The organism is Salinimicrobium sediminilitoris (assembly GCF_020866905.1).
Classification (GTDB): domain Bacteria; phylum Bacteroidota; class Bacteroidia; order Flavobacteriales; family Flavobacteriaceae; genus Salinimicrobium; species Salinimicrobium sediminilitoris.
The window spans coordinates 79,764-102,500 of record NZ_JAIVCC010000009.1; the positions used below are offsets into that span (position 1 = coordinate 79,764).

Below are 22,737 nucleotides of genomic sequence, written 5' to 3' on the forward strand. Positions count from 1 at the left end.
CTGAAACTCCCGACGCTTCGGGACAGGTTGACATAAAAAAAGTTTTTCAGATTGCCTCTTTCTTTTCTTAAACAAAAACTGAATGCCGGCAACTACGATCTTTCTTCTCATTGGGGCTTTTCTCCTGTCGCTGGCACTGGCATTGTTCCAGTATTTTTATAAGGCTAAAGGACGCCGCTCCAAAAATGTCATTTTTGCCACCCTACGTTTTCTTGTAATATTTGCCCTTCTTTTACTGCTCATCAATCCAAAGATCAACAGGACCGAGTACTATAATGAAAAACCAAATTTGGTCCTTGCAGTAGATAATTCTGGTTCGATTAGGGAATTTGGTGCAGGAGAGGAAGTACAGACTCTGGTAACCCAGCTTACTACTGATCCCGAACTTCAGGAAAATTTTGAAATTGAGACTTTTTCCTTCGGAAGGGATCTAAAACCTGCCGATTCTTATGATTTTAAAGATCCTCAAACCAATCTTCCGGCTGTTTTCAATGATCTTTCCACGCTTTATGAAGGGCGCGTAGCTCCCGTTGTGCTGATTTCAGATGGAAATCAAACCTTGGGTGAGGAGTTCACCTTTGCAGCGCAGCGATTAAGTCAGCCGGTGCTTCCGGTAGTTGTGGGGGACACAGTGCGCTATCAGGATCTAAGTATTTCCAGGATCAATGTCAATAAATATGCATTTCTGAATAATCGCTTTCCGGTTGAAATCATGCTGAATTATTCAGGAGATACTTCCGTAGCGACAAGGCTGGAGATTCGAAAAGGAAATACAGTAGTTCATTCGCAACAACTATCTTTTTCTTCCGAAGATAATGCGGAAGTTGTGCGGGTAGAACTTCCTGCCAATGCTGTAGGTGTACAAAACTTTGAGGTGCGGGTAAGAGAGCTGCCGGGCGAAAAGAATATTGTCAACAATACCCGGGAATTTGCGATGGAAGTGATCGATGAGCGAACAAAAGTCCTCATCGCATATTCTTTTTTACACCCCGATCTTGGAGCCTTCAAAAAAGCAATAGAAAGCAATCAGCAAAGGGAAGTTGAATTAAAACCAATTCCTGAAGTTTCAGATCTTGAAGAATACCAGCTCGTGATGCTTTACCAGCCCGATGCAAGGTTTAGAAGTGTGATGGAACAGTTATACGCACAAAACCGGAATTATTTTCTTATTACCGGTCCAAAGACAGACTGGAGATTCTTAAACCAACAGCAGGAGCTTTTTCAACAGGAAATCACCAACCAGCCAGAAGAATATTTCCCGGTTTGGAATGAGAATTTTAAAGCTTTTCAAACAGAGGAAATTGGCTTTTCAGATTTTCCGCCTTTGGAGGGTAATTTCGGAAATCTCAATGCTCCCGGAGCTCTTGATGTTCTGCTTTACCGGGAGGTGCAGGGCGTAGAGACGACAATGCCTCTCCTGGGAGTTACTACCGCTGGAGAATCTAAAATCGGGTTTTTATTTGGGGCAGATATATGGCGATGGAGAGGAATGAGCTTCAGGGAGACCGGTTCATTTGAAAAATTTGATGATCTTATTGGGAAGTTCGTACATTTTTTGGCTTCCGGAAGCAGGCAGGATAGGTTGGTGGTAAAACATGAACCTCTGTATAATGAAAGTGAAGAAATTATTATTAGGGCAGATTATTTTGATCAAAGCTATGAATTTGATCGCCGGGCTGCACTTGAATTGCGGGTTAAGAATAAGGAAACGGGGGAGCAACGGCAAATTCCGTTTCTGCTGAATGACAGGTCTTTTGAAGTAGATCTAAGCAGTCTTTCGGGTGGAGATTATGATTTTACCGTGAAGGTAGAAGGAGAAAATTTGTCCCGCTCCGGAAGCTTCAGAATTTTAGATTTTGATGTGGAAAAACAATTTGCACGGGCTAACCTGGAAGGTCTTCGCAATATTGCACAACTCCAGGGACAGAATCTTTATTTTCTCAATGATTTTGAGAGGCTTAAGAGTGAACTTTTATCGGCCGATTCTTATCCCACAATCCAAAAAAGCCGCAAAAACGACGTATCTTTGATCGACTGGAAATATTTACTGGGAATCATTGTTTTAGCTCTTAGTGCAGAGTGGTTTTTTCGTAAATATTTCGGTTTAATTTAATTATAATTTTATTTACTATTTATGGACAGATTGCCCAAAATTGGCCTGCCAATTCTTTTTGCAGGAATTATTTTAGTTATTCTTATTGCCAAATCTACGGTTACTATTAACTCTGGAGAAGCAGGAGTGCTTTACCAAACTTTTGGAGGCGGAGTGGTTACAGATGAACCACCACTTAGTGAAGGTTTTCACTTTGTAGCTCCCTGGAATAAAGTATTTGTTTACGAGGTGCGTCAACAATCCCTGGATGAAAAAATGCAGGTACTTTCTTCAAATGGTTTGGAGATCAAACTTGATGCTTCAATTTGGTTTGAGCCAGATTACGAAGATCTTGGTTTGTTACACAAAGAAAGAGGTGAGCAATACGTGCAAAGGGTTTTACAACCTGCGGTACGCTCTGCTGCCCGTGCTGTTGTTGGAAGGTATAATCCTGAACAGCTTTACGCGAGTAAAAGAGAAGCTATACAACAGGAAATTTTTGAAGAAACTCAAAAACTACTTAAAAATCAGTATGTGCAGGTTAATGAAGTGTTGGTACGTGACGTTTCCTTGCCCGCTACAATTAAAGAGGCTATTGAACGAAAGCTACGCCAGGAACAGGAATCATTGGAGTATGAATTTCGTTTAACGAAAGCCACACAGGAAGCTGAAAGACAACGTATTGATGCTGAAGGTAAAGCCCGTGCTAACGAGATCCTTAATGCATCTTTGACACCTCTGGTACTTCGTGAAAAAGGTATTCAGGCCACGGTTGAGCTTGCGAAATCACCTAACGCAAAAGTGGTGGTGATTGGTTCCGGAGATGATGGAATGCCATTGATCCTGGGAAATAATTAATTTTTATTGAATTTTTTGTTTTAGTTTAAAATAAAAAATTAATTTTGTCTTATAATGACAGCAAAACAACTACATCATCATCATTCTCATTTATTCGCTCTTGCGAGGTGAGATTGATATGTGTATAATCCATATTTCAAAAACCCGTTTGAGCAGCTCAAGCGGGTTTTTTTATTCCCTTTGGTCTGCCTGAACACAAATTTAACCACATGAACAGAATTAGAATAGCAGTACAGAAATCGGGGAGATTGCACGACGACTCCTTAAAACTTTTAAAAGATGCAGGCATCTCTGTAGACAATGGGAGAGAACAGCTAAAAGCAGCTTCGGGTAATTTTCCTCTTGAAGTTTTTTATCTTAGAAATGGTGATATCCCTCAATACCTCAGAGACGGGGTGGTGGATGTAGCCATTATTGGGGAGAATGTTTTAATAGAAAAAGGGGACGATATTGTAACTGCCGAAAAGCTTGGCTTTTCAAAATGTCGCGTCTCCCTTGCAGTGCCCAAGTCTGCAAAATATAACGGGGTGCAGGATTTACAGGGAGCGAGGATCGCTACTTCTTATCCCAACACTGTAAAAGATTACCTCTCTAAAAAGGGAATTACAGCCGATCTTCATATCATCAACGGTTCTGTCGAGATCGCACCCAATATTGGCCTTGCCGATGCTATTTGTGATATTGTTTCCAGTGGGAGTACACTGTTCAAGAATAATCTGAAAGAGGTGGAAGTAATGCTTCAAAGTGAAGCTGTACTGGCAGTGTCGCCACAGATCTCTTCAGAAAGAAATGAGATCCTTAAAAAACTTCAGTTTCGCATCAAGTCAGTGCTTCGTGCACGCAACTCAAAGTATATTTTAATGAATGTTCCTAATTCGAAGCTCGATGCAGTAGTGAAGCTACTACCGGGGATGAGAAGTCCTACGGTTCTGCCTTTGGCCGAAGAAGGCTGGAGCTCACTTCACACAGTAATTTCAGAAGAGAGATTCTGGGAGGTGATCGATGAGTTAAAGCAGAATGGAGCCGAAGGTATACTCGTTGCACCTATTGAAAAAATGGTACTATAAAAGTCGAAAAAATGAAGAAATTTTTTGATCCTGAAAGCACTGAATGGAACTCCATTCTGGAACGACCTACACAAACGGTTGAAGATATTGAAAAAGTAGTGGAACAAATCTTCGGAGAAGTGAAAGAGCAGGGTGATGAAGCTGTGAAGAAATACTCCAAACTGTTTGATGGAAACATTTCGCCAAACCTTAAAGTAAGCGAAACCGAAATAAGTAACGCCTTATTGCAAGTCCCGGCAGAATTAAAGGCTGCCATTGATCTGGCTACAGAAAATATAAGGAAGTTCCATGCCGCCCAAATAACAGAAAGAGTAGCTGTTGAAACCGTTGACGGGGTGAATTGCTGGCAGGAAAAACGACCAATACAAAAAGTTGGCCTGTACATACCCGGAGGTACAGCTCCTTTATTCTCTACCATATTAATGCTTGCAGTCCCGGCACAAATTGCAGGATGTAAAGAAGTGAGCCTTTGCACACCTCCTGCAAAAGATGGTTCCATCAATCCCGTGATCCTTTATACAGCCAAACTTTGCGGCATAGAAAAGATCTACAAAGTTGGAGGTATTCAGGCAGTGGCAGCAATGACTTTTGGTACTGAAAGTATAGGCAAAGTCTTCAAAATTTTCGGACCCGGAAATCAATATGTCACCGTGGCCAAGCAGCTTGCCACCAAATTCAATGTGGCAATCGACATGCCTGCGGGACCTTCAGAATTACTTGTGGTCGCCGATGAAACTGCCGATGCAGCTTTTGTAGCTTCCGATCTGCTTTCACAGGCAGAGCACGGAGCCGATAGTCAGGTGGTGCTGGTCTCTCTCTCCAGACAGCTTTTGGAAGAGGTAGAAAAGGAAATTGCCTCACAAATTGAAGAACTTCCGCGGAAGGAGATCGCAAAGGCAGCAATAGAGCACTCCAGGTTTATCTACATGAGTTCTGCTGAAAAAGCATTGGAACTTATAGACGAATATGCACCGGAACATTTTATCATCTGTACCGAAAATTCTGATTTCTTCGTGGAAGGAATAAACAATGCGGGATCTGTTTTTATTGGTAATTACACGCCTGAAAGTGCCGGTGATTATGCTTCGGGTACAAACCATACTCTACCAACGAACGGTTATGCAAAGCAATATAGCGGAGTCAACCTTGACAGCTTTACCAAGGCAATTACTTTCCAGAAGATCTCTGCGGAAGGAATTAAAAAGATTGGAAACTCCATCGAGTTAATGGCAGAAGCTGAAGGTCTCCAGGCCCACAAAAATGCGGTTACTCTAAGGTTAAACAAGCTTAAAACTTCTGGTAATGAATAGGGATTTTAACCTGGAACGCCTGGTGCGACCGAATGTTCTGAAAATGAAGCCGTACTCCTCGGCAAGGGACGAGTATAAAACAGACGGCCGAAAAATGACATTTTTGGATGCCAACGAAAATCCTTTTGACAACGGTGTAAACCGTTATCCCGATCCGCAGCAAGGGAAGGTAAAGGAGGTGCTTGCCTCTCAAAAAGGGCTTTCCACAGCACAAATTTTGCTTGGGAATGGCAGTGATGAAGTGCTGGATTTGATCTTTAGAGGCTTTTGTCGCCCTCAGATCGATAATGTGATCACTTTGCCTCCCACTTACGGGATGTATAAAGTTTTGGCGGGGTTGAATGAAGTTGAAGACAGGGAAGTGGTATTGAAACAGGATTTTCAGCCTGATGTGGATAGTATCCTTCAAAAAGTTGATGATCAGACGAAAATTATTTTTCTCTGCTCGCCAAATAATCCAACCGGAAACTCTTTTTCGGAAACTTCCGTAGAGCGAATCCTGAAAAACTTCAATGGCTTGGTAGTTATTGACGAAGCTTATATTGACTTTTCAGCTGAAAGAAGTTGGTTGGAGCGGCTTCAGGAATTTCCAAACCTGGTGATCACCCAAACCCTTTCAAAAGCTTATGGGCAGGCCGGAATTCGCCTTGGGAGCTGCTATGCTTCCGAAGAAATTATAAAAATTCTCAATAAAATAAAGCCGCCATACAATGTAAATGAGCTTACGCAGAAAAAGGCAATGGCGCGGCTAGAAAATCCGGGAGTTGTGGAGAAAGAGGTGGAACTTATCCTGCAAGAAAGAGAAAAGCTACGTACTCACCTTTCAAAAATGACATTTGTAAAGGAGATTTTTCCATCAGACGCCAATTTTTTATTGGTTAGGGTGGATGACGCGAATAAAAAATATGAGGAGTTACTCCGGGCGGGCGTGGTAGTGCGCAACCGAAGCAGCCAGGAATTGTGTGAAAATACCTTAAGATTTACGGTGGGAACCCCCGAAGAAAACAATCAATTACTTGAGATTTTAAAGCAACTTTAAGCATGAAAAAAGTATTATTTATAGATCGTGACGGTACAATTGTGCTGGAGCCGGAAGATTTTCAACTTGACAATTTTGAAAAACTGGAATTTTATCCCGGAGCTTTCCAATACCTGTCAAAAATAGCACAGGAGCTGGATTTTGAGCTGGTGATGGTAACCAACCAGGATGGATTAGGAACAAATTCGTTTCCGGAAGACACTTTCTGGCCGGTGCTGAATTTCATTCTTAAAGCGTTTGAAAATGAGGGCGTGAAGTTTTCTGAAGTGATCATCGACCGGACTTTCCCTGAAGATAAGGCTCCAACAAGAAAACCGGGAACAGGATTACTGCAAGCTTATTTCGATCCTGAAAAATACGATCTGGAAAATTCATTTGTTCTTGGTGACCGGCTTACAGACATGGAACTTGCGAAGAACCTGGGAGGAAAGGGAATTTTTATTACTGGACATGAAGACCTGGGGAGTAACGAGATTTCTGTAAAAAAGGAGGAGCTTAATAAGGTTATTCAGCTGGAAACAAATAGCTGGAAAGATATCTACGAATTCCTGAAACTTAAGGAACGCACTGCTAACATTAGCAGGAAAACCAATGAAACCGATATTAATATTTACCTCAATCTTGACGGCACCGGGAAAAGTACCATTGATACGGGAATCAAGTTTTTTGACCACATGTTGGACCAGATTGCGCGTCACGGTCAAATGGACCTTGAGATTGCAGTAAAGGGAGATCTGGAGGTAGATGAGCACCACACCATAGAAGATACTGCCATCGCTTTAGGGGAAGTCTTTTCAAAAGCATTAGGTAACAAACTGGGGATCGAACGTTATGGTTTTGCATTGCCAATGGATGACTGCCTGGCGCAGGTGGCTATTGATTTTGGCGGAAGGAACTGGCTGGTTTGGGAAGCAGAATTTAAAAGGGAAATGATTGGAGGCATGCCTACAGAAATGTTCTACCACTTCTTCAAATCCTTTACCGATGGAGCAAAAGCAAACCTGAACATAAAAGCTGAAGGTACCAATGAACACCACAAGATTGAAGCTATTTTCAAGGCTTTTGCGAAAGCAATAAAAGTGGCGGTAAAAAGAGATCCCGATAAAATGATCCTGCCGTCAACAAAGGGAATGCTTTAATAGACGTGAGATGTTAGATATGAGATTTTAGAATTGAGATATGAGTATTGAGAGTAAAATAGCTTCTGAGAAAATAGTAATTATTGACTACGGAGCCGGAAATATACAAAGTATAAAATTTGCTTTGGAGAGGCTTGGCTATGAAGGAATTTTGAGTCACGATGCAGAAGAAATTAAGTCAGCAGATAAGGTGATCTTTCCGGGAGTGGGAGAGGCGAGTTCGGCGATGAGAAAGCTGAAAAGTACAGGGCTGGATAAATTGATTCCGCAATTGAAGCAGCCGGTGCTGGGAATTTGTCTGGGCATGCAACTCATGTGCAATCGATCTGAAGAAGGAGAAACTGAAGGCCTCGGAATTTTTGATGTAGATGTGGTCCATTTTGAAAAAACCTTAAAAGTGCCGCATATTGGCTGGAACCGGATAAAGGACCTGAAAACTGATCTTTTCAAAGGCATTAAAGAAAATGAGTTTGTTTATCTGGTGCACAGTTTTTACGCTCCTGTTTGTTCTAAAACCATAGCTAAATGCGACTACGGAGTCAATTATTCTTCTGCTTTAAAAAAAGATAATTTTCACGGAGTACAATTCCACCCGGAGAAGAGTAGCAGTGCAGGAGAGAAAATTCTGGAAAACTTTCTAAAAATTTGAAGATTTGAAAATGTGAGGATTTGAAGATTTTTGACTGTTCGTATCAGGTCGAGGTGACAATCACTTTTGCTCAATACTCACTACTAAATACTAACTACTATGAGGATAATACCGGCTATAGATATCATCGACGGGAAGTGCGTTAGACTTTCACAGGGTGATTATAATACCAGTAAAATTTATAATGAGAATCCGCTGGAGGTGGCGAAAATGTTCCAGGACCACGGAATAAAATATTTGCACCTGGTGGATTTGGACGGTGCCAAATCAAAGCATATTGTTAATTACAAGGTTTTGGAAAGCATTGCCACGGGTACAGATTTAAAAATTGATTTTGGAGGAGGTCTAAAATCTGATAAAGATCTGGAAATAGCGTTTAACAGCGGAGCTTCCCAGATCACCGGGGGAAGTATAGCCGTTAAAGATCCTGAAACTTTCCTGTCCTGGTTAGAAAAGTATGGCAGCGAAAAGATCATTTTAGGGGCAGATGCAAAAGATGAGAAGGTTGCAGTAAGCGGGTGGCTGGAAGAATCTAAAGAAGACCTTGTTCCATTTATTCAGAAGTATTCCGAAAAAGGGATTCAGTACGTGATCTGCACAGATATTGCCAAAGACGGGATGCTCCAGGGCCCTTCTTTTGAGTTGTACAGGAAAATATTAAATGAAACTCCGGATTTGAACCTGATAGCTTCCGGAGGAATTGCTGAATTCGATGATCTACCAAAGCTGCAGGAAATTGGCTGTGAAGGAGCTATTTTAGGAAAGGCGATCTACGAGAATAAGATTAGCTTAAAACAGTTGGAGAAATTTATTTCTTGAGAGCTAAGAACCAGGCACCAAAAGTGAAAAGCACCAAATACCAAGCACCAAGAACCAAGCACCAATTTAAAATGATAATATACGAGAATAGATTAGTGAAAAGAATCTCAATTCTCATATCTCAAATCTAAGATCTATAAGATGTTAACAAAAAGAATAATTCCCTGCCTCGATATTAAAGACGGGAGAACGGTAAAAGGAGTGAATTTTATAAGTCTGCGGGATGCCGGAGATCCTGTGGAGTTGGCTGAAGCATATTCCAAATCGGGGGCAGATGAACTGGTGTTCCTGGACATTTCAGCCACCGAAGAAAAAAGAAAAACTCTTGCTGAGCTGGTAAGAAAAGTCGCGGCGACAATAAATATTCCGTTTACTGTTGGCGGCGGGATTTCTTCAGTAGAAGATGTTGATGTTTTACTGCAGAATGGAGCCGATAAAGTTGCCATTAATTCGGTTGCAGTTAAGAATCCGCAGTTGATCAATGAACTGGCGGCAAAATTCGGAAAGCAGTGTATCGTGGTGGCCATAGATGCAAAGCAGGTGAGGGATAATTGGCTGGTGCATTTGGTAGGCGGAAAAGTTCCTACGGAAATTGACCTTTTTGACTGGGTTAAGGAGGTGGAGGAGCGTGGTGCAGGAGAGATCCTTTTCACTTCTATGGATCATGACGGGACCAAAGCAGGATTTGCTAATAAAGCTTTGGCAAAAATTTCAGAGATGGTGAGTATTCCTGTAATTGCTTCAGGCGGAGCAGGGAGTAAAGATCATTTTTGCGATGCCTTTATTAAGGGGAAAGCTGATGCTGCATTAGCAGCCAGTGTTTTTCATTTTAAAGAAATTGAAATTAAGGATTTGAAGCAGAAGATGAAGGAGAAGGGTATTGAAGTTAGATTATAGTTACTGGTGATTAGTGATTAGTTAATTGGGGTTTGTTTAAAAAATTGGGTTTTAATTGAAGTTGCGGGTTGCGGGTTGCCGGTTACGGGTTTGTAATTGGAAAACTGGGGGGTAATCTGCGGAGATCTGTGAGATTCGCGGGACAAGAAACTGTTGCACGTTGCAAGTCGCAAGTTATTATGGGAATTTGGAATTTGGTGCCTGGTGCTTGGTTCAAAAGGAGGTCCCAACTTCGCTCGGCCTGACAACAGAATAGTTATAATAAAAAAATAATGAAATGGATATAGATTTTAGTAAAGATAAAGACGGTTTAGTGCCTGCGATCATTCAGGATGCAGAGACGAAGAATGTGTTGATGCTGGGCTATATGAATGAAGCAGCATTAAAAAAGACCAAAGAGTTAGAAAAAGTGACATTTTTCAGCAGGAGCAAACAGCGACTATGGACAAAAGGGGAAGAAAGCGGAAACTTTCTGACCCTTGTGGACATGAAACTAGATTGTGATAATGATACACTGCTTGTCCTGGTAAATCCTCAGGGACCAACCTGCCATAAAGGAACCGATACTTGCTGGGGAGAAAAAAATGCTTCAGAAATACCATTTTTGACTCAGCTGGAAGAGGTGATCGCAGACAGAAGATCAAATCCCGAAAATGAGAAGAGCTATGTGGCTTCTCTTTTTAAAAGTGGTATCAATAAGATCGCCCAAAAAGTAGGAGAGGAGGCTGTGGAAGTGGTGATTGAATCCAAGGATAATAACGATGATCTGTTTCTAAACGAAAGTGCCGACTTGCTGTTTCACTATCTTATCCTCCTGCAGGCTAAAGGATACAATTTGAAAGACGTTACAGGAATATTGAGGGATAGACACAGTAAAAAATAAAAAGAGCCTGTGACGGTTTGTCACAGGCTCTCTCTATTTTATTTAAAAGTTTTTACTTCGAATCTTCGGAATTTGTCTCTTTTTTGGCTTTTTCAACCTTTATAGTCAATTCCTTTTTCTCTTCATCAAGATCCATATAGACTTTATCACCTTCAGAAATGTGAGAGGTAATAATCTCTTCTGCTAGCGCATCCTCGATATACTTCTGGATTGCACGGTTTAGTGGTCTAGCACCGTATTGCTTATCAAAACCTTTTTCGGCAATATATTTTTTAGCTTCAGGACTTAACTCAAGGTCATATCCCAGAGCTCCAATTCTACCAAAAAGTTTTTCAAGTTCGATATCGATGATCTTAAAGATATCTTCCTGTTCAAGAGGATTGAAGATAACAACGTCATCAACACGGTTAAGGAATTCGGGTGCAAATGCTTTTTTAAGGGCGCTTTCGATCACACTACGGGCATTATCGTCTGCCTGAGAAGTTCTTGCAGCTGTACCAAATCCTACTCCCTGTCCAAAATCCTTCAGCTTTCTTGCTCCAATGTTAGAGGTCATAATAATGATCGTATTTCTAAAGTCGATCTTACGACCAAGACTGTCAGTCAAATATCCATCATCAAGCACCTGTAATAACATGTTAAACACGTCTGGGTGAGCTTTCTCAACCTCGTCTAACAGGATTACAGCATAAGGTTTACGTCTCACCTTCTCGGTAAGCTGTCCCCCTTCTTCGTAACCTACATATCCAGGAGGTGCACCAATCAATCTACTCACCGCAAATTTCTCCATGTATTCACTCATGTCGATACGTATTAGTGCATCTTCATTGTCGAACAGTTCACGGGAAAGGATCTTTGCCAGCTGGGTTTTACCAACCCCTGTTTGACCAAGAAAAATAAAGGAACCAATTGGCTTGTTTGGGTCTTTAAGCCCCGCACGGTTACGTTGGATGGCTTTTACAACTTTTCCTACAGCTTCATCCTGGCCAATTACTTTGCCTTTGATCAACTCCGGTAATTTGTAAAGTTTATTGATCTCTGTCTGTGCAATTCTGTTTACAGGAACACCGGTCATCATAGATACCACATCGGCGACATTGTCTTCGGTCACCGTCTCGCGGTGCATTTTCGACTCTTCTTCCCATTTTGTCTGGGCTTTTGCCAGTTCCTTTTCTATGTTCTTTTCATCGTCACGCAGTTTGGCAGCCTCTTCATATTTCTGTTTTTTAACAACAGTATTTTTTAGCTCCCTTACTTCTTCAAGCTTGCGTTCCAGTTCAAGAATCTGTTTTGGAACATCGATATTGGTTATATGCACTCTCGACCCTGCTTCATCCAGGGCATCAATGGCCTTGTCTGGGAGGAACCTGTCTGTCATATACCGGCTGGTAAGCTTCACACATGCCTGTATGGCTTCGTCTGTATAAGTTACGTTATGGTGTTCTTCGTATTTATCCTTAATGTTGTTAAGGATCTCGATAGTTTCTTCAATGGTTGTAGGCTCTACAATTACCTTTTGAAAACGTCTTTCAAGAGCCCCATCTTTTTCAATATACTGCCTGTACTCATCTAGTGTGGTGGCACCAATACATTGTATTTCACCACGGGCGAGGGCAGGTTTGAACATATTGCTGGCATCCAGACTTCCGGTTGCGCCACCTGCACCAACAATGGTATGGATCTCATCAATGAAAAGGATGATGTCATCATTCTTTTCAAGCTCGTTCATAACGGCTTTCATTCTTTCCTCGAACTGCCCGCGGTACTTTGTGCCTGCCACTAAACTGGCAAGATCAAGTGTTACCACACGTTTGTCAAAAAGGATCCTTGAAACCTTTCTTTTTACAATTCGAAGGGCAAGACCTTCAGCAATTGCCGATTTACCAACACCCGGTTCTCCAATAAGAAGTGGATTGTTCTTCTTTCTTCGGCTTAATATCTGCGAAACTCGTTCAATTTCTTTCTCACGACCTACAACAGGATCCAGTTTATCCAGCTCTGCAAGGGCAGTTAAATCCCTTCCGAAGTTATCTAAAACAGGAGTTTTTGACTTCTTGGTAGATTTTCCAGGCGTTCCTGCGAAAGGATTGCTCTTTCCGGAATCATCTGAAGTTGCATCTTCATCTGAAAAAGATTCAGAAGTAGGAGAATCTATATAATCGTCATCGTTCGTGATCATATATTTGAACTGGTCTTTAACCCCGTCGTAGTCCACCTTAAGCTTATTTAAAAGCTTTGTTGTAGGATCATTTTCATTCCTTAAAATACATAACAACAAGTGCGCAGTATTTATAGAAGTACTTTGAAAAAGCTTGGCTTCCAAAAATGTGGTTTTTAAAGCTCTTTCTGCCTGGCGGGTTAAGTGAAGATTTCTCTTCTCATTAGATTCTACGGCCACATCTGGGTTGGCAGGGCTAAGGATCTCTACTTTTCTTCTTAAGTGAGTGAGATCGACATCCAGGGCATGAAGTATATTAATGGCTTTGCCATCTCCATCCCTTAGAAGACCCAGCATTAAATGCTCTGTGCCTATAAAGTCATGTCCAAGCCTCAAGGCTTCTTCTTTGCTATAGGCAATCACATCTTTTACTCTTGGTGAAAAATTATCATCCATTTTAATTCCTTTCTCTCTGATTATTTATATCAAGGTTTCAAAAACCATACCCGATTGTATCTATTGTCTTCTTCTGAAGTAAAGCTAATTGACGAATTTGGTTTAATAAAACAAAGCAGAATGTAATGAACTTATTAACCAAGCACAACTAAAAATTTGTTAATAAAATACAAGAAAACCTCAATGAATAGTGTACCCGGCTAGCCTAAAATGCGTAAATTGGCACGTTAGATTTTTGAACCAAAATAATAGAATATTTATGGCTGAAGGAGAAAAGTTAATTCCTATCAATATTGAAGATGAAATGAAGTCGGCTTACATTGATTATTCAATGTCGGTCATTGTGTCACGTGCCCTGCCAGACGTGCGTGACGGGTTGAAACCGGTTCACCGCCGGGTATTATATGGAATGTATGAGTTGGGAGTCCTTTCCAACAGAGCTCACAAAAAATCTGCTAGAATTGTAGGGGAAGTATTAGGTAAGTTTCACCCACACGGGGATTCTTCTGTTTACGACACTATGGTACGTATGGCCCAGGAATGGAGCTTGCGTTATATGCTGGTAGACGGGCAGGGTAACTTTGGTTCGGTTGATGGCGATAGCCCCGCTGCTATGCGTTATACCGAAGCAAGGATGCGCAAAATAAGTGAAGATATGCTGGCCGATATTGACAAGGAAACAGTCGATATGCAGCTTAACTTTGATGACACTATTCACGAACCTTCAGTACTACCCACACGTATCCCGAACCTTTTGGTGAATGGAGCCAGTGGTATCGCCGTAGGTATGGCTACCAATATGCCGCCTCACAATCTTTCAGAAGTTGTTGACGGCGTGATAGCATACATCCACAACCATGATATTGAGATAGATGAACTTATAGAGCACGTAAAGGCTCCCGATTTTCCAACCGGGGGAACAATTTACGGGTATGACGGAGTTCGGGAAGCTTTTAAAACCGGTCGTGGAAGAGTGGTGATTAGAGCCAAGGCTCATACTGAAGAGGTGGCAGGTAAAGAGGCGATTATTGTCACTGAGATCCCTTACCAGGTCAACAAAGCTGAAATGATCAAAAAAACGGCTGAACTTGTAAATGATAAGAAGATTGAAGGTATTTCTCTTATTAGAGATGAGTCTGACCGTAATGGAATGCGAATAGTGTATATCCTTAAAAGAGATGCTATTCCCAACATCGTTCTTAACCTTCTTTACAAACATACTTCGCTTCAAAACTCCTTTAGCGTCAACAACATTGCTCTGGTAAAGGGACGTCCTCAAATGCTCAATTTGAAGGATATGATCTACCATTTTGTTGAACACAGGCATGAAGTTGTGGTGCGACGAACGGAGTATGAACTTCGCAAAGCCGAAGAGCGTGCGCATATATTGGAAGGATTAATTATTGCTTCAGATAATATTGATGAGGTAATAGCATTAATAAGGGCTTCCAGTAATGCCGATGAAGCACGGACAAAATTGATCGAGCGTTTCGAGCTTTCTGAGGTCCAGGCAAAGGCTATCGTAGAAATGCGTTTGAGACAACTTACAGGTCTTGAACAGGACAAACTACGTGCTGAGTATGAAGAGATCATGAAGACCATTGAGGATCTTAAAGACATTCTTGCCCGTAAGGAAAGAAGAATGGATGTGATCAAAGAAGAAATGCTGGAGGTTAAAGAAAAATATGGAGATGAAAGACGCTCTAATATTGAGTATGCCGGTGGAGACCTAAGCATGGAAGATATGATCCCGGATGAACAGGTGGTGATCACTATTTCACATGCCGGGTATATTAAACGCACATCACTAACAGAATATAAAACTCAAAACAGGGGAGGGGTAGGACAAAAAGGTTCTACAACGCGGAATGAAGATTTCCTGGAGAACCTCTTTATTGGCACCAATCACCAGTACATGTTATTCTTTACTGAAAAAGGTAAATGTTTCTGGATGAGAGTGTTCGAGATCCCTGAAGGTAGTAAAACTTCAAAAGGCAGAGCAATCCAGAACCTGATCAATCTTGAGCCGGATGATAAGCTGAAGGCTTTTATTTGTACCAAAGATTTAAAGGACGAGGAGTATATCAATAGTCATTATGTTATGATGGCTACCAAGAAAGGGCAGGTGAAAAAGACTTCTCTTGAACAATACTCAAGACCGAGGACCAACGGGATCAATGCGATTACAATTCGGGAGGGAGATGAGCTTCTTGAAGCAAGATTGACCACCGGGGCAAGTCAGGTCATGTTGGCTCTTAAGAGTGGTAAAGCCATTCGTTTTGATGAGAGCAAGACCAGACCTATGGGAAGAAACGCTTCTGGAGTTCGGGGAATTACTCTAGCAGATGATAATGATGAGGTAGTAGGAATGATTACCGTAGAGAACCCGATGGAAGAGACCATACTTGTGGTTTCAGAAAATGGATATGGTAAACGTACTTATATAGATGACCCCGAGGATGGGGAACCAACCTACAGAATTACCAACCGTGGAGGTAAGGGTGTGAAAACCATTTCAATTACAGCCAAGACCGGTAACCTTGTTGCCATTAAAAACGTGACCGATCTTGATGATCTTATGATCATCAATAAATCTGGATTGGCCATTAGAATATCTGTATCTAATTTAAGAGTAATGGGCCGGGCCACGCAAGGGGTTAGGTTAATTAACTTAAAGAATAATGACTCTATTGCTGCAGTGGCAAAAGTGATCAACGAGGAGGAAGATGTTGAGGATATAGCCGGAGATGCAACCCCCGAGATTACTGATCAAAATGAGGATGGCACAACTATTGCAAACGATAGTGAGGAATAAATTTAAATCAAAACCAAAAAAGATGAAAACCAGAGTATTTACGGCGGCACTTGCTATGTTTACTGTCGTATCATTTGCCCAAAAAAAGGAAATTAAAAGAGCCGGTAAGGCAGTTGAAAAAGGAGAATTTCAGGAAGCTAAAAATTATCTTCAGGAGGCAGAAGCAAAATTGGCTGATGCCGATAATGATGAGAAAGCCGATTTCTACCTTTACAGAGGATATGCATTAGTAGGAAATGGAGAAAATGTTCCTACTGCCGATCTTATGGCAGCGGCCGAAGCGATGAAAAAAGCTAAGGAGCTTGGCCAGGAACAGGCGGAGCAGGGAATGTCTACTGTAAGTAATGCATTAGTGAATGCTGCCATTACAGATCAAAATGCTCAGAATTTTGCTGAAGCTTCTAAGAAACTTGAAGCAAGCTACAGAATGAGTAATCGCGATACAGTATACCTGTACTATGCAGCTTCTAATGCTGTGAACTCTAAAGATTATGATGAAGCCTTAAGATATTATAAGGAGCTTCAGGATCTTGGATTTACAGGAGAAGAAATCGTTTATACTGCAGTAAATAAAGAAACAGGTGAAGAAGAGAGAATGGCTTCAAAAGAGCAAAGAGATCTTTTCGTAAAATCTGGAACTTATATTAACCCACAGGAAAAGAAAGAAGAATCCAAAGAAGGAGAAATTGCCAAGAACATTGCTTTGATCTACATCGAAAAAGGTGAAAAAGAGAAAGCTGTTGCTGCAATGGAAAAAGCAAAAGAGGCTAATCCTAATGACGCTACTCTTATGCAGGCAGAAGCCGATATGTATTACCAAATGGGAGATATGGGGAAATACCGTGAGATCCTTGAAGAAGTGGTAAGACAAAATCCAAATAATGCTACCCTTTACTATAATATGGGAGTAAGCTCTGCAGAACTTGGAGAAAATGATCGTGCGATTGAGTACTACAAGAAAGCTATAGAACTTGATCCGGAAATGTCAAATGCCAGAATCAATATCGCTTATGTTATTCTTTCGAAGGAAGCTCCTTTAGTAGAGAAAATGAATAGCCTTGGTATGAGCAAAGCAGATCAAAAGAAATATGAGGAACTTGCAGAAGAGCGTCAGGGAATCTATAAAGAAGCTCTTCCACACCTTGAAAAGGTAATGGTTAAAGATCCAACAAACATTGAAGCTGCAAGAACCATGATGAATATCTATTACCAGATCAATGAAACTGAAAAGGCAGAAGAAATGAAGGTAAAGATTGCTGAACTTGAAACTTCAAATGCAGAGGCTGCTCCAAAGCAGTAGTTTAGAATAAACAATAAAGAAAAAGCCCGTTCAATTTTTGAACGGGCTTTTTTTATATGATTTTTTTGATCACTCTCAATTTATGGGTGTGCTTTCGCAGTTCCGAATTATAAATTCCCGAATGGTCTATGCGATCAAGCCGCACTTTACCATCGGCGTGGATAATATAATTGTCGCTCATTATGATCCCAACATGATTAATTACCCCATCGGGACCATCGAAAAACGCCAGGTCTCCGGGTTCACTTTCTTCAATGAAACTTAGAGATTCTCCCTGTCGGGCTTGATCAGCAGCATTTCTGGATAATTTACTACCATTAAGTTTATAAACCATTTGAGTGAAGCCACTCGCATCAATTCCCATGGGTGTTTTTCCACCCCAAAGAAATGGGGCGTTGAGATATAAAAATGCGGTTTCGATCAGCTTTTCTTTTGCCTGGTTTCCCATAGATACCAAACCTGAATGCTGATGCCCTAAAAGTCTAACTCCGTTCAATACAGATCCCAATGGAATAGGTATTAAACGATCAGATTCCATGACAAACTCCATAAGATCAGCCGAAAGCTCGAGAGCATTACTTGTCAGGTTTTCAAAATCTGCTTCAGTTATTTTATGAAGTTGTTTATTTTCAACCCAGGCTTCAAGAGCTTCAAAAGAAGTTCTTATCCTGGACCATTTTGCTCTTTCTTCCAAGACTTTAAATGTCTCCCCGTAAAGCAGCTGGCTAACCATTTCGGCAGTATGTGCAGGTTCTGCTCTAAGGCCAACCGTGCCTAAATTACAAATGGCATATTGCATTCAAAAATGTGCTTTGAAAAAGGATTTATGAACGCTCAATGATTATAGCCGAGGCTCCACCACCACCATTACAAACAGCAGCGGCACCTATTTTTCCATTATTTTGCTTAAGCACATTAAGCAAGGTAACGATTATACGGGCACCGGAACATCCCAGCGGATGTCCTAAAGAAACAGCTCCTCCATTTACATTCACATTCTTATCTTCCAGTTCCAGTATCTTCATATTCACCAGGCCTACAACAGAGAAGGCCTCGTTAAACTCGAAGAAGTCCACTTTATCAATAGAAACGCCTGCTTTATCAAGAGCTTTTGGAAGTGCCTTGGCTGGAGCTGTGGTAAACCAGATAGGGTCTGTAGCGGCATCTGCGAATCCCTTGATGCTTGCTAATATTTCCATTCCCAGTTCTTCAGCTTTTTCCCTGCTCATAAGCACTAGTGCAGCTGCACCATCATTAATAGTTGAAGCGTTTGCGGCAGTTACAGTACCTTCCTTGCCAAAAGCCGGACGTAAGGAAGCTATTTTGTCCATTTTCACATTCTTGTACTCCTCATCTTCCTTAATGATAACAGGATCCCCTTTTCTCTGTGGTACTTCAACCGGTACAACTTCTTCATCAAATTTTCCTTCTTCCCAGGCTTTTCTGGATCTTTCGTAAGACTGAATGGCAAACTTATCCTGCTCTTCGCGGGAGTAATTATTTTCTTTGGCGCAGTGATCTGCAGCTACTCCCATAGCATTCTGGTCGTAAGCATCGACAAGCCCATCTTTTTGCATTCCGTCAACCATCTGAGCCGGACCAAATTTTTGTCCGTTTCTTAGGTGTAAGTAGTGTGGAATAAGACTCATGTTCTCCATTCCTCCTGCAACCACAATATTGGCGTCTCCATTGGCTATAGCCTGTGCTCCCTGCATTACTGCCTTCATTCCACTGGCGCAAACTTTGTTTACAGTAGTACACGGTACACTTGTAGGTATACCGGCACCAAGAGCTGCCTGTCTTGCAGGAGCCTGTCCTACACCGGCCTGTACTACGTTCCCCATAAGTACTTCGTCAACCATTTCGGGTTTAAGATTAACCTTATCGAGAGCTCCTTTTATTGCTGTTGATCCCAATTTTGTTGCGGGAACGGTGGATAAGCTGCCAAGGAAACTTCCTATTGGAGTTCTTACTGCGCTTACTATTACTACTTCCTTATTCATGGTTTAGAGGATTAAGATTTTACACTTGCGAATTTAATCATTTTAAAAGGAACAAACCAATGTCTACAGTTCAGCCGGGATTTTTTAGTACTTTTGATAAGATATTGTCCCTGTATGAAATCGTTTGTAAACAGTCTTTATAAAAACCAGGACCTTTTTTACAAGGTTTTTTTATTCCTACTTACTACTGTGATCATTGTTTACATGTTTCCGAAAGGAGGCAAGTTTAAATATGAGATCCCAAAAGGTAAACCATGGCAGTATGAAAACCTTTACGCTCCCTTTGATTTTGCCATTTTAAAGACTCCCGAAGAACTCTCTGCAGAAAAGGAAGAGATCAATAAAAGCCACGTTCCCTACTACGATTATAATGCTGAAGCTGTCGAAGAAGTAGAGGCTGCACTGGAAGGGCAATTTGTGCGTATTTTTCCCGATACACTTACGCGCAGGGAAAATATGCGCCTAAAAGAATTCATCCAAAATACTTTTGAAGAGATATACGATGCAGGAGTACTGCAGGAGATAGTTCCTCTTAGTCCAGATCAATTGGTGTACCTGCGGGAAGGGAATGAGGTAACCGAAGTGACCTACAAAAGCATATTAAAGCAGAGCCAGTTAAGGGATTTCCTTAATCGAAAAATAGATCAGGCACAGTTACAGAATTATCGGGAGGAGTTGATCGGGCTGTTTTTTGATACCGTAAAGCCCAATGTATCTTATAACGAAGCGCTGACCCAAAATGATCTGGAAAGTCGGTATAACCAGATTTCCTATACCAGGGGTAATGTAGAGCGGGGGACTATTATTGTTGCCAAAGGAGAAGTAGTGGAAGGGGATAAATTACAGGTCCTCAATTCTCTCAAGGCGGAGTATGAGTCACAGGTGTGGAGCGAAGCCAACTACAATTGGGTAATTGTTGGATACACCCTGCTTGTTTTCCTCGCCCTGCTCATGTTGATGCTCTTTATTAGAAAATATCGCTATGATATCTTTCAGAATAATATAAAAGTAACCTTCATCTATTTTAACGTTACCCTCATGGTACTGCTTACCGTATTGATCATACGTTTTAATGTGGCGTATGTATATGTGGTTCCTTTGTGTGTATTGCCGTTAACCATTAAAGGGTTCTTTGATTCCCGCCTTGGGCTTTTTACGCACGTTATCACCGTTTTACTGCTCGGATTTATTGTGCCCGACAGCTACGAGTATATGTTCCTCCAAATCATTGCAGGGATCGTGACCATTCTCACAGTTTCCGAATTATATAAAAGAGCTAATCTTTTTATTACCGTTGGACAGATCACATTGGTGTATATAGTTTCCTATTTTGCTTTTACGGTAATCCAGGAAGGTTCGATCTACGAAGTGGAATCTGAAACTTTTCTCATGTTCCTGTTGGGGGGTCTGGCAACCCTTTTTGTGCAGCCGCTAATCTATGCTTACGAAAAGATTTTTGGTTTGATCTCCGATATGTCGCTGCTGGAGCTTTCAGACACAAATACAAAACTGCTCAAGGAACTTTCAGATAAAGCTCCGGGAACTTTTCACCATTCGCTTAACGTGGCCAACCTGGCAGAGGCAGCAGCCAATGAGATCAATGCAAATGCGATGCTCGTAAGGGTAGGAGCGCTTTACCATGATATTGGAAAAATGCGCAATCCTACTTATTTTACCGAAAACCAGACAACATCTGTCAATTCTCATGATGAACTTTCCCCTAAAGAAAGTGCCGACATTATCATTGAACACGTAATAAATGGAATTGAAATTGCTAAAAAGAGAAATCTGCCAGATAGGGTGATTGATTTCATCAGGACACATCATGGTACTACTACAGTGTATTATTTTCTGAAAAAAGCAATGGACAATGACCAGCACGTAAATGAGGATGATTTTAGATACCCTGGTCCAATGCCCTTTAGTAAGGAAACGGCCATCTTGATGATGTGTGATAGTGTAGAGGCAGCCAGCAGGAGTATTAAAGAACCTACGGCTAAAACCATAGATGAGTTTGTTGAAAAGATCATCAATAAACAAATGGAAGATGGGCAGTTCCTCAATTCAGATATTACCTTTATGGAAATTCAGCAGGTGAAAAAGATCCTTAAGCGGAAACTAAAAAACATTTACCACCTAAGGATCGAATATCCGGAATAGGATTTACCAAACTTTGACAATGTCCACCTCGCCGTCTCTAAAACTGAAAGAGTCGCCGGCTTTCTTACCTTCCATTTCTTTATAAATGGGAGCATCTGTAGAGATCGCATAAACTTTACTTCCACTTTCCATGTCTATCTCACCTAAGGGCACAGAGACAAAGTAATATCCGTTTTTAGTTTCTACCACACTTCCCGGACGTACGACCTCGCTGCGGTGTTCTCTATCGAGATTGGCCAGAGTTTCTTTCATACTTCGCACCCTGTCAAGGTATGCTGCATTTTTTTCATATTCGGTGAGCATTTCGCCTTTATTTCCATACTCGTCAAAATCGGGATGGAATTTATGCTGCTCATTCTGGCCTGTAATGGTATTCATTTTCTCATTATACTGGTCAATTCTATCATTGACCATATCAAGACATTTGTTGAATAATTCTTCTTTGTTAATGCTCATTTTGTTGCGTTTTCTTTAAAATTAGCCAACGCAATATTCAATAAAGAACAATTAGCAAAAGTTTAATAAATACAGGTTTTCCAGTGCAGCAGGTTACACGACAGAAAGTCTGTCGAGGAGTTGGATATTACTCAGGAGCCTTTCTTTAACCAGGTTCATCATTCTTTTATTAAGAGCAGAAGAGTTGGTTATGTAGAGGCGGTATTCCTCAATGGTGAATTGACCAATGATCATCCCTTTTAAGCTGTTTCGGAATTTTATGTCCTTCTGAATAGCGTTTTCAATGTACGCCATTCGTTTTTCTACATTCATTTCGTAAAAGCCATTTTTATATTTCTGCACATAGTTTCTGAAGGCTTCCAGTAAAAGGTCATTTTGAAGCAGGATCACCGGGCGCAGGGTTCTATTTTGAAATTGTTCCTCGGGAAGGGTGGAAGCATTCACTGCTGCAGACTCGATGTAGGGTCTTAACTCCAGTAGACTTTGTTCACGATCTTTCATAACGGGGCTTTTTCTTAAAGATAATAAAACAAGGAAATCTCTGTAATCCTTTTATTTAAGAATTATAAACTTGTTGTGAACAATTTAAGCTTCAGTTAAAATCCCATTAATAATTTCTCCCCGTACCATGTTCTT

General features: G+C 41.1%; 18 protein-coding genes. 13 read left to right on the plus strand and 5 right to left on the minus strand.

The features are described from left to right. The first annotated feature begins 82 nt into the window (after positions 1-82). The 10 genes from LA313_RS10280 (at position 83) to hisIE (ending at position 10,753) form a co-directional block, all read left to right on the plus strand. Positions 83-2,113, plus strand: a complete 2,031-nt coding sequence (locus tag LA313_RS10280; RefSeq protein ID WP_228914612.1) for a VWA domain-containing protein — start codon at positions 83-85, stop codon at positions 2,111-2,113. A gap of 21 nt (positions 2,114-2,134) precedes the next feature. Further along, the gene (locus tag LA313_RS10285) at positions 2,135-2,950 is read left to right on the plus strand and encodes a prohibitin family protein (RefSeq protein WP_228914613.1); all 816 of its coding nucleotides are present in this window, start codon (positions 2,135-2,137) and stop codon (positions 2,948-2,950) included. A gap of 209 nt (positions 2,951-3,159) precedes the next feature. After that, positions 3,160-4,017, plus strand: a complete 858-nt coding sequence (gene hisG / locus LA313_RS10290; RefSeq protein ID WP_228914614.1) for an ATP phosphoribosyltransferase — start codon at positions 3,160-3,162, stop codon at positions 4,015-4,017. A gap of 11 nt (positions 4,018-4,028) precedes the next feature. Further along, a complete protein-coding gene (gene hisD, locus LA313_RS10295; RefSeq protein WP_228914615.1) occupies positions 4,029-5,327 on the plus strand; it encodes a histidinol dehydrogenase in 1,299 nt (432 codons plus the stop codon). Continuing rightward, positions 5,320-6,366 carry a histidinol-phosphate transaminase gene (gene hisC, locus LA313_RS10300; RefSeq protein WP_228914616.1) on the plus strand — a complete coding sequence of 349 codons (1,047 nt, stop codon included), beginning with the start codon at positions 5,320-5,322 and terminating at the stop codon, positions 6,364-6,366. The genes hisD and hisC overlap by 8 nt, the downstream gene beginning before the upstream one ends. A gap of 2 nt (positions 6,367-6,368) precedes the next feature. Further along, complete coding sequence (hisB, locus tag LA313_RS10305; protein WP_228914617.1) at positions 6,369-7,505, plus strand: bifunctional histidinol-phosphatase/imidazoleglycerol-phosphate dehydratase HisB; 1,137 nt, start codon at positions 6,369-6,371, stop codon at positions 7,503-7,505. Between the two features lie 40 nt (positions 7,506-7,545). Then, the gene (gene hisH / locus LA313_RS10310; protein WP_228914618.1) at positions 7,546-8,154 is read left to right on the plus strand and encodes an imidazole glycerol phosphate synthase subunit HisH; all 609 of its coding nucleotides are present in this window, start codon (positions 7,546-7,548) and stop codon (positions 8,152-8,154) included. A gap of 99 nt (positions 8,155-8,253) precedes the next feature. Further along, on the plus strand, positions 8,254-8,973 hold the full coding sequence (gene hisA / locus LA313_RS10315; protein WP_228914619.1) for a 1-(5-phosphoribosyl)-5-[(5-phosphoribosylamino)methylideneamino]imidazole-4-carboxamide isomerase: 720 nt from the start codon (positions 8,254-8,256) through the stop codon (positions 8,971-8,973). Between the two features lie 141 nt (positions 8,974-9,114). Next, positions 9,115-9,870, plus strand: coding sequence for an imidazole glycerol phosphate synthase subunit HisF (gene hisF, locus LA313_RS10320; protein ID WP_228914620.1), 756 nt, complete (start codon positions 9,115-9,117; stop codon positions 9,868-9,870). A 277-nt stretch (positions 9,871-10,147) separates the two neighbouring features. Then, on the plus strand, positions 10,148-10,753 hold the full coding sequence (gene hisIE / locus LA313_RS10325; protein ID WP_228914621.1) for a bifunctional phosphoribosyl-AMP cyclohydrolase/phosphoribosyl-ATP diphosphatase HisIE: 606 nt from the start codon (positions 10,148-10,150) through the stop codon (positions 10,751-10,753). Positions 10,754-10,805: 52 nt separating this feature from the next. Here hisIE and LA313_RS10330 read toward each other — a convergent pair whose 3' ends face one another. Then, a complete protein-coding gene (locus LA313_RS10330; protein WP_228914622.1) occupies positions 10,806-13,367 on the minus strand; it encodes an ATP-dependent Clp protease ATP-binding subunit in 2,562 nt (853 codons plus the stop codon). Positions 13,368-13,626: 259 nt separating this feature from the next. Here LA313_RS10330 and gyrA point away from each other — a divergent pair, with 259 nt between their 5' ends. After that, positions 13,627-16,182, plus strand: a complete 2,556-nt coding sequence (gene gyrA / locus LA313_RS10335) for a DNA gyrase subunit A (RefSeq protein ID WP_228914623.1) — start codon at positions 13,627-13,629, stop codon at positions 16,180-16,182. Positions 16,183-16,204: 22 nt separating this feature from the next. Continuing rightward, positions 16,205-17,482, plus strand: coding sequence for a tetratricopeptide repeat protein (locus LA313_RS10340; RefSeq protein WP_228914624.1), 1,278 nt, complete (start codon positions 16,205-16,207; stop codon positions 17,480-17,482). A 52-nt stretch (positions 17,483-17,534) separates the two neighbouring features. On the opposite strand, the gene LA313_RS10345 is transcribed toward LA313_RS10340, so the two are convergent. Continuing rightward, positions 17,535-18,281, minus strand: a complete 747-nt coding sequence (locus LA313_RS10345) for a C40 family peptidase (RefSeq protein WP_228914625.1) — start codon at positions 18,279-18,281, stop codon at positions 17,535-17,537. A 25-nt stretch (positions 18,282-18,306) separates the two neighbouring features. Then, positions 18,307-19,485: an acetyl-CoA C-acyltransferase gene (locus LA313_RS10350; RefSeq protein WP_228914626.1), complete on the minus strand. Its 1,179-nt coding sequence runs from the start codon at positions 19,483-19,485 to the stop codon at positions 18,307-18,309. Between the two features lie 114 nt (positions 19,486-19,599). Between LA313_RS10350 and LA313_RS10355 the strand changes: the two genes are divergently transcribed. Continuing rightward, a complete protein-coding gene (locus tag LA313_RS10355) occupies positions 19,600-21,645 on the plus strand; it encodes an HD family phosphohydrolase (RefSeq protein ID WP_228914627.1) in 2,046 nt (681 codons plus the stop codon). Between the two features lie 3 nt (positions 21,646-21,648). Here the strand turns inward: LA313_RS10355 and LA313_RS10360 are convergent, their stop codons facing one another. Then, positions 21,649-22,101 (minus strand): GreA/GreB family elongation factor, encoded by a 453-nt coding sequence (locus LA313_RS10360; RefSeq protein WP_228914628.1) that lies wholly within the window; start codon positions 22,099-22,101, stop codon positions 21,649-21,651. Between the two features lie 93 nt (positions 22,102-22,194). Next, a complete protein-coding gene (locus LA313_RS10365; RefSeq protein ID WP_228914629.1) occupies positions 22,195-22,602 on the minus strand; it encodes a glyoxalase in 408 nt (135 codons plus the stop codon). Between the last annotated feature and the right edge of the window lie 135 nt (positions 22,603-22,737).

Coding starts and splice junctions, on each gene's coding strand:
- LA313_RS10280 (WP_228914612.1), top strand. CDS start 83: ATGCCGGCAACTACGATCTTTCTTCTCATTGGGGCTTTTCTCCTGTCG.
- LA313_RS10285 (WP_228914613.1), top strand. CDS start 2,135: ATGGACAGATTGCCCAAAATTGGCCTGCCAATTCTTTTTGCAGGAATT.
- hisG (WP_228914614.1), top strand. CDS start 3,160: ATGAACAGAATTAGAATAGCAGTACAGAAATCGGGGAGATTGCACGAC.
- hisD (WP_228914615.1), top strand. CDS start 4,029: ATGAAGAAATTTTTTGATCCTGAAAGCACTGAATGGAACTCCATTCTG.
- hisC (WP_228914616.1), top strand. CDS start 5,320: ATGAATAGGGATTTTAACCTGGAACGCCTGGTGCGACCGAATGTTCTG.
- hisB (WP_228914617.1), top strand. CDS start 6,369: ATGAAAAAAGTATTATTTATAGATCGTGACGGTACAATTGTGCTGGAG.
- hisH (WP_228914618.1), top strand. CDS start 7,546: ATGAGTATTGAGAGTAAAATAGCTTCTGAGAAAATAGTAATTATTGAC.
- hisA (WP_228914619.1), top strand. CDS start 8,254: ATGAGGATAATACCGGCTATAGATATCATCGACGGGAAGTGCGTTAGA.
- hisF (WP_228914620.1), top strand. CDS start 9,115: ATGTTAACAAAAAGAATAATTCCCTGCCTCGATATTAAAGACGGGAGA.
- hisIE (WP_228914621.1), top strand. CDS start 10,148: ATGGATATAGATTTTAGTAAAGATAAAGACGGTTTAGTGCCTGCGATC.
- LA313_RS10330 (WP_228914622.1), bottom strand. CDS start 13,367: ATGGATGATAATTTTTCACCAAGAGTAAAAGATGTGATTGCCTATAGC.
- gyrA (WP_228914623.1), top strand. CDS start 13,627: ATGGCTGAAGGAGAAAAGTTAATTCCTATCAATATTGAAGATGAAATG.
- LA313_RS10340 (WP_228914624.1), top strand. CDS start 16,205: ATGAAAACCAGAGTATTTACGGCGGCACTTGCTATGTTTACTGTCGTA.
- LA313_RS10345 (WP_228914625.1), bottom strand. CDS start 18,281: ATGCAATATGCCATTTGTAATTTAGGCACGGTTGGCCTTAGAGCAGAA.
- LA313_RS10350 (WP_228914626.1), bottom strand. CDS start 19,485: ATGAATAAGGAAGTAGTAATAGTAAGCGCAGTAAGAACTCCAATAGGA.
- LA313_RS10355 (WP_228914627.1), top strand. CDS start 19,600: ATGAAATCGTTTGTAAACAGTCTTTATAAAAACCAGGACCTTTTTTAC.
- LA313_RS10360 (WP_228914628.1), bottom strand. CDS start 22,101: ATGAGCATTAACAAAGAAGAATTATTCAACAAATGTCTTGATATGGTC.
- LA313_RS10365 (WP_228914629.1), bottom strand. CDS start 22,602: ATGAAAGATCGTGAACAAAGTCTACTGGAGTTAAGACCCTACATCGAG.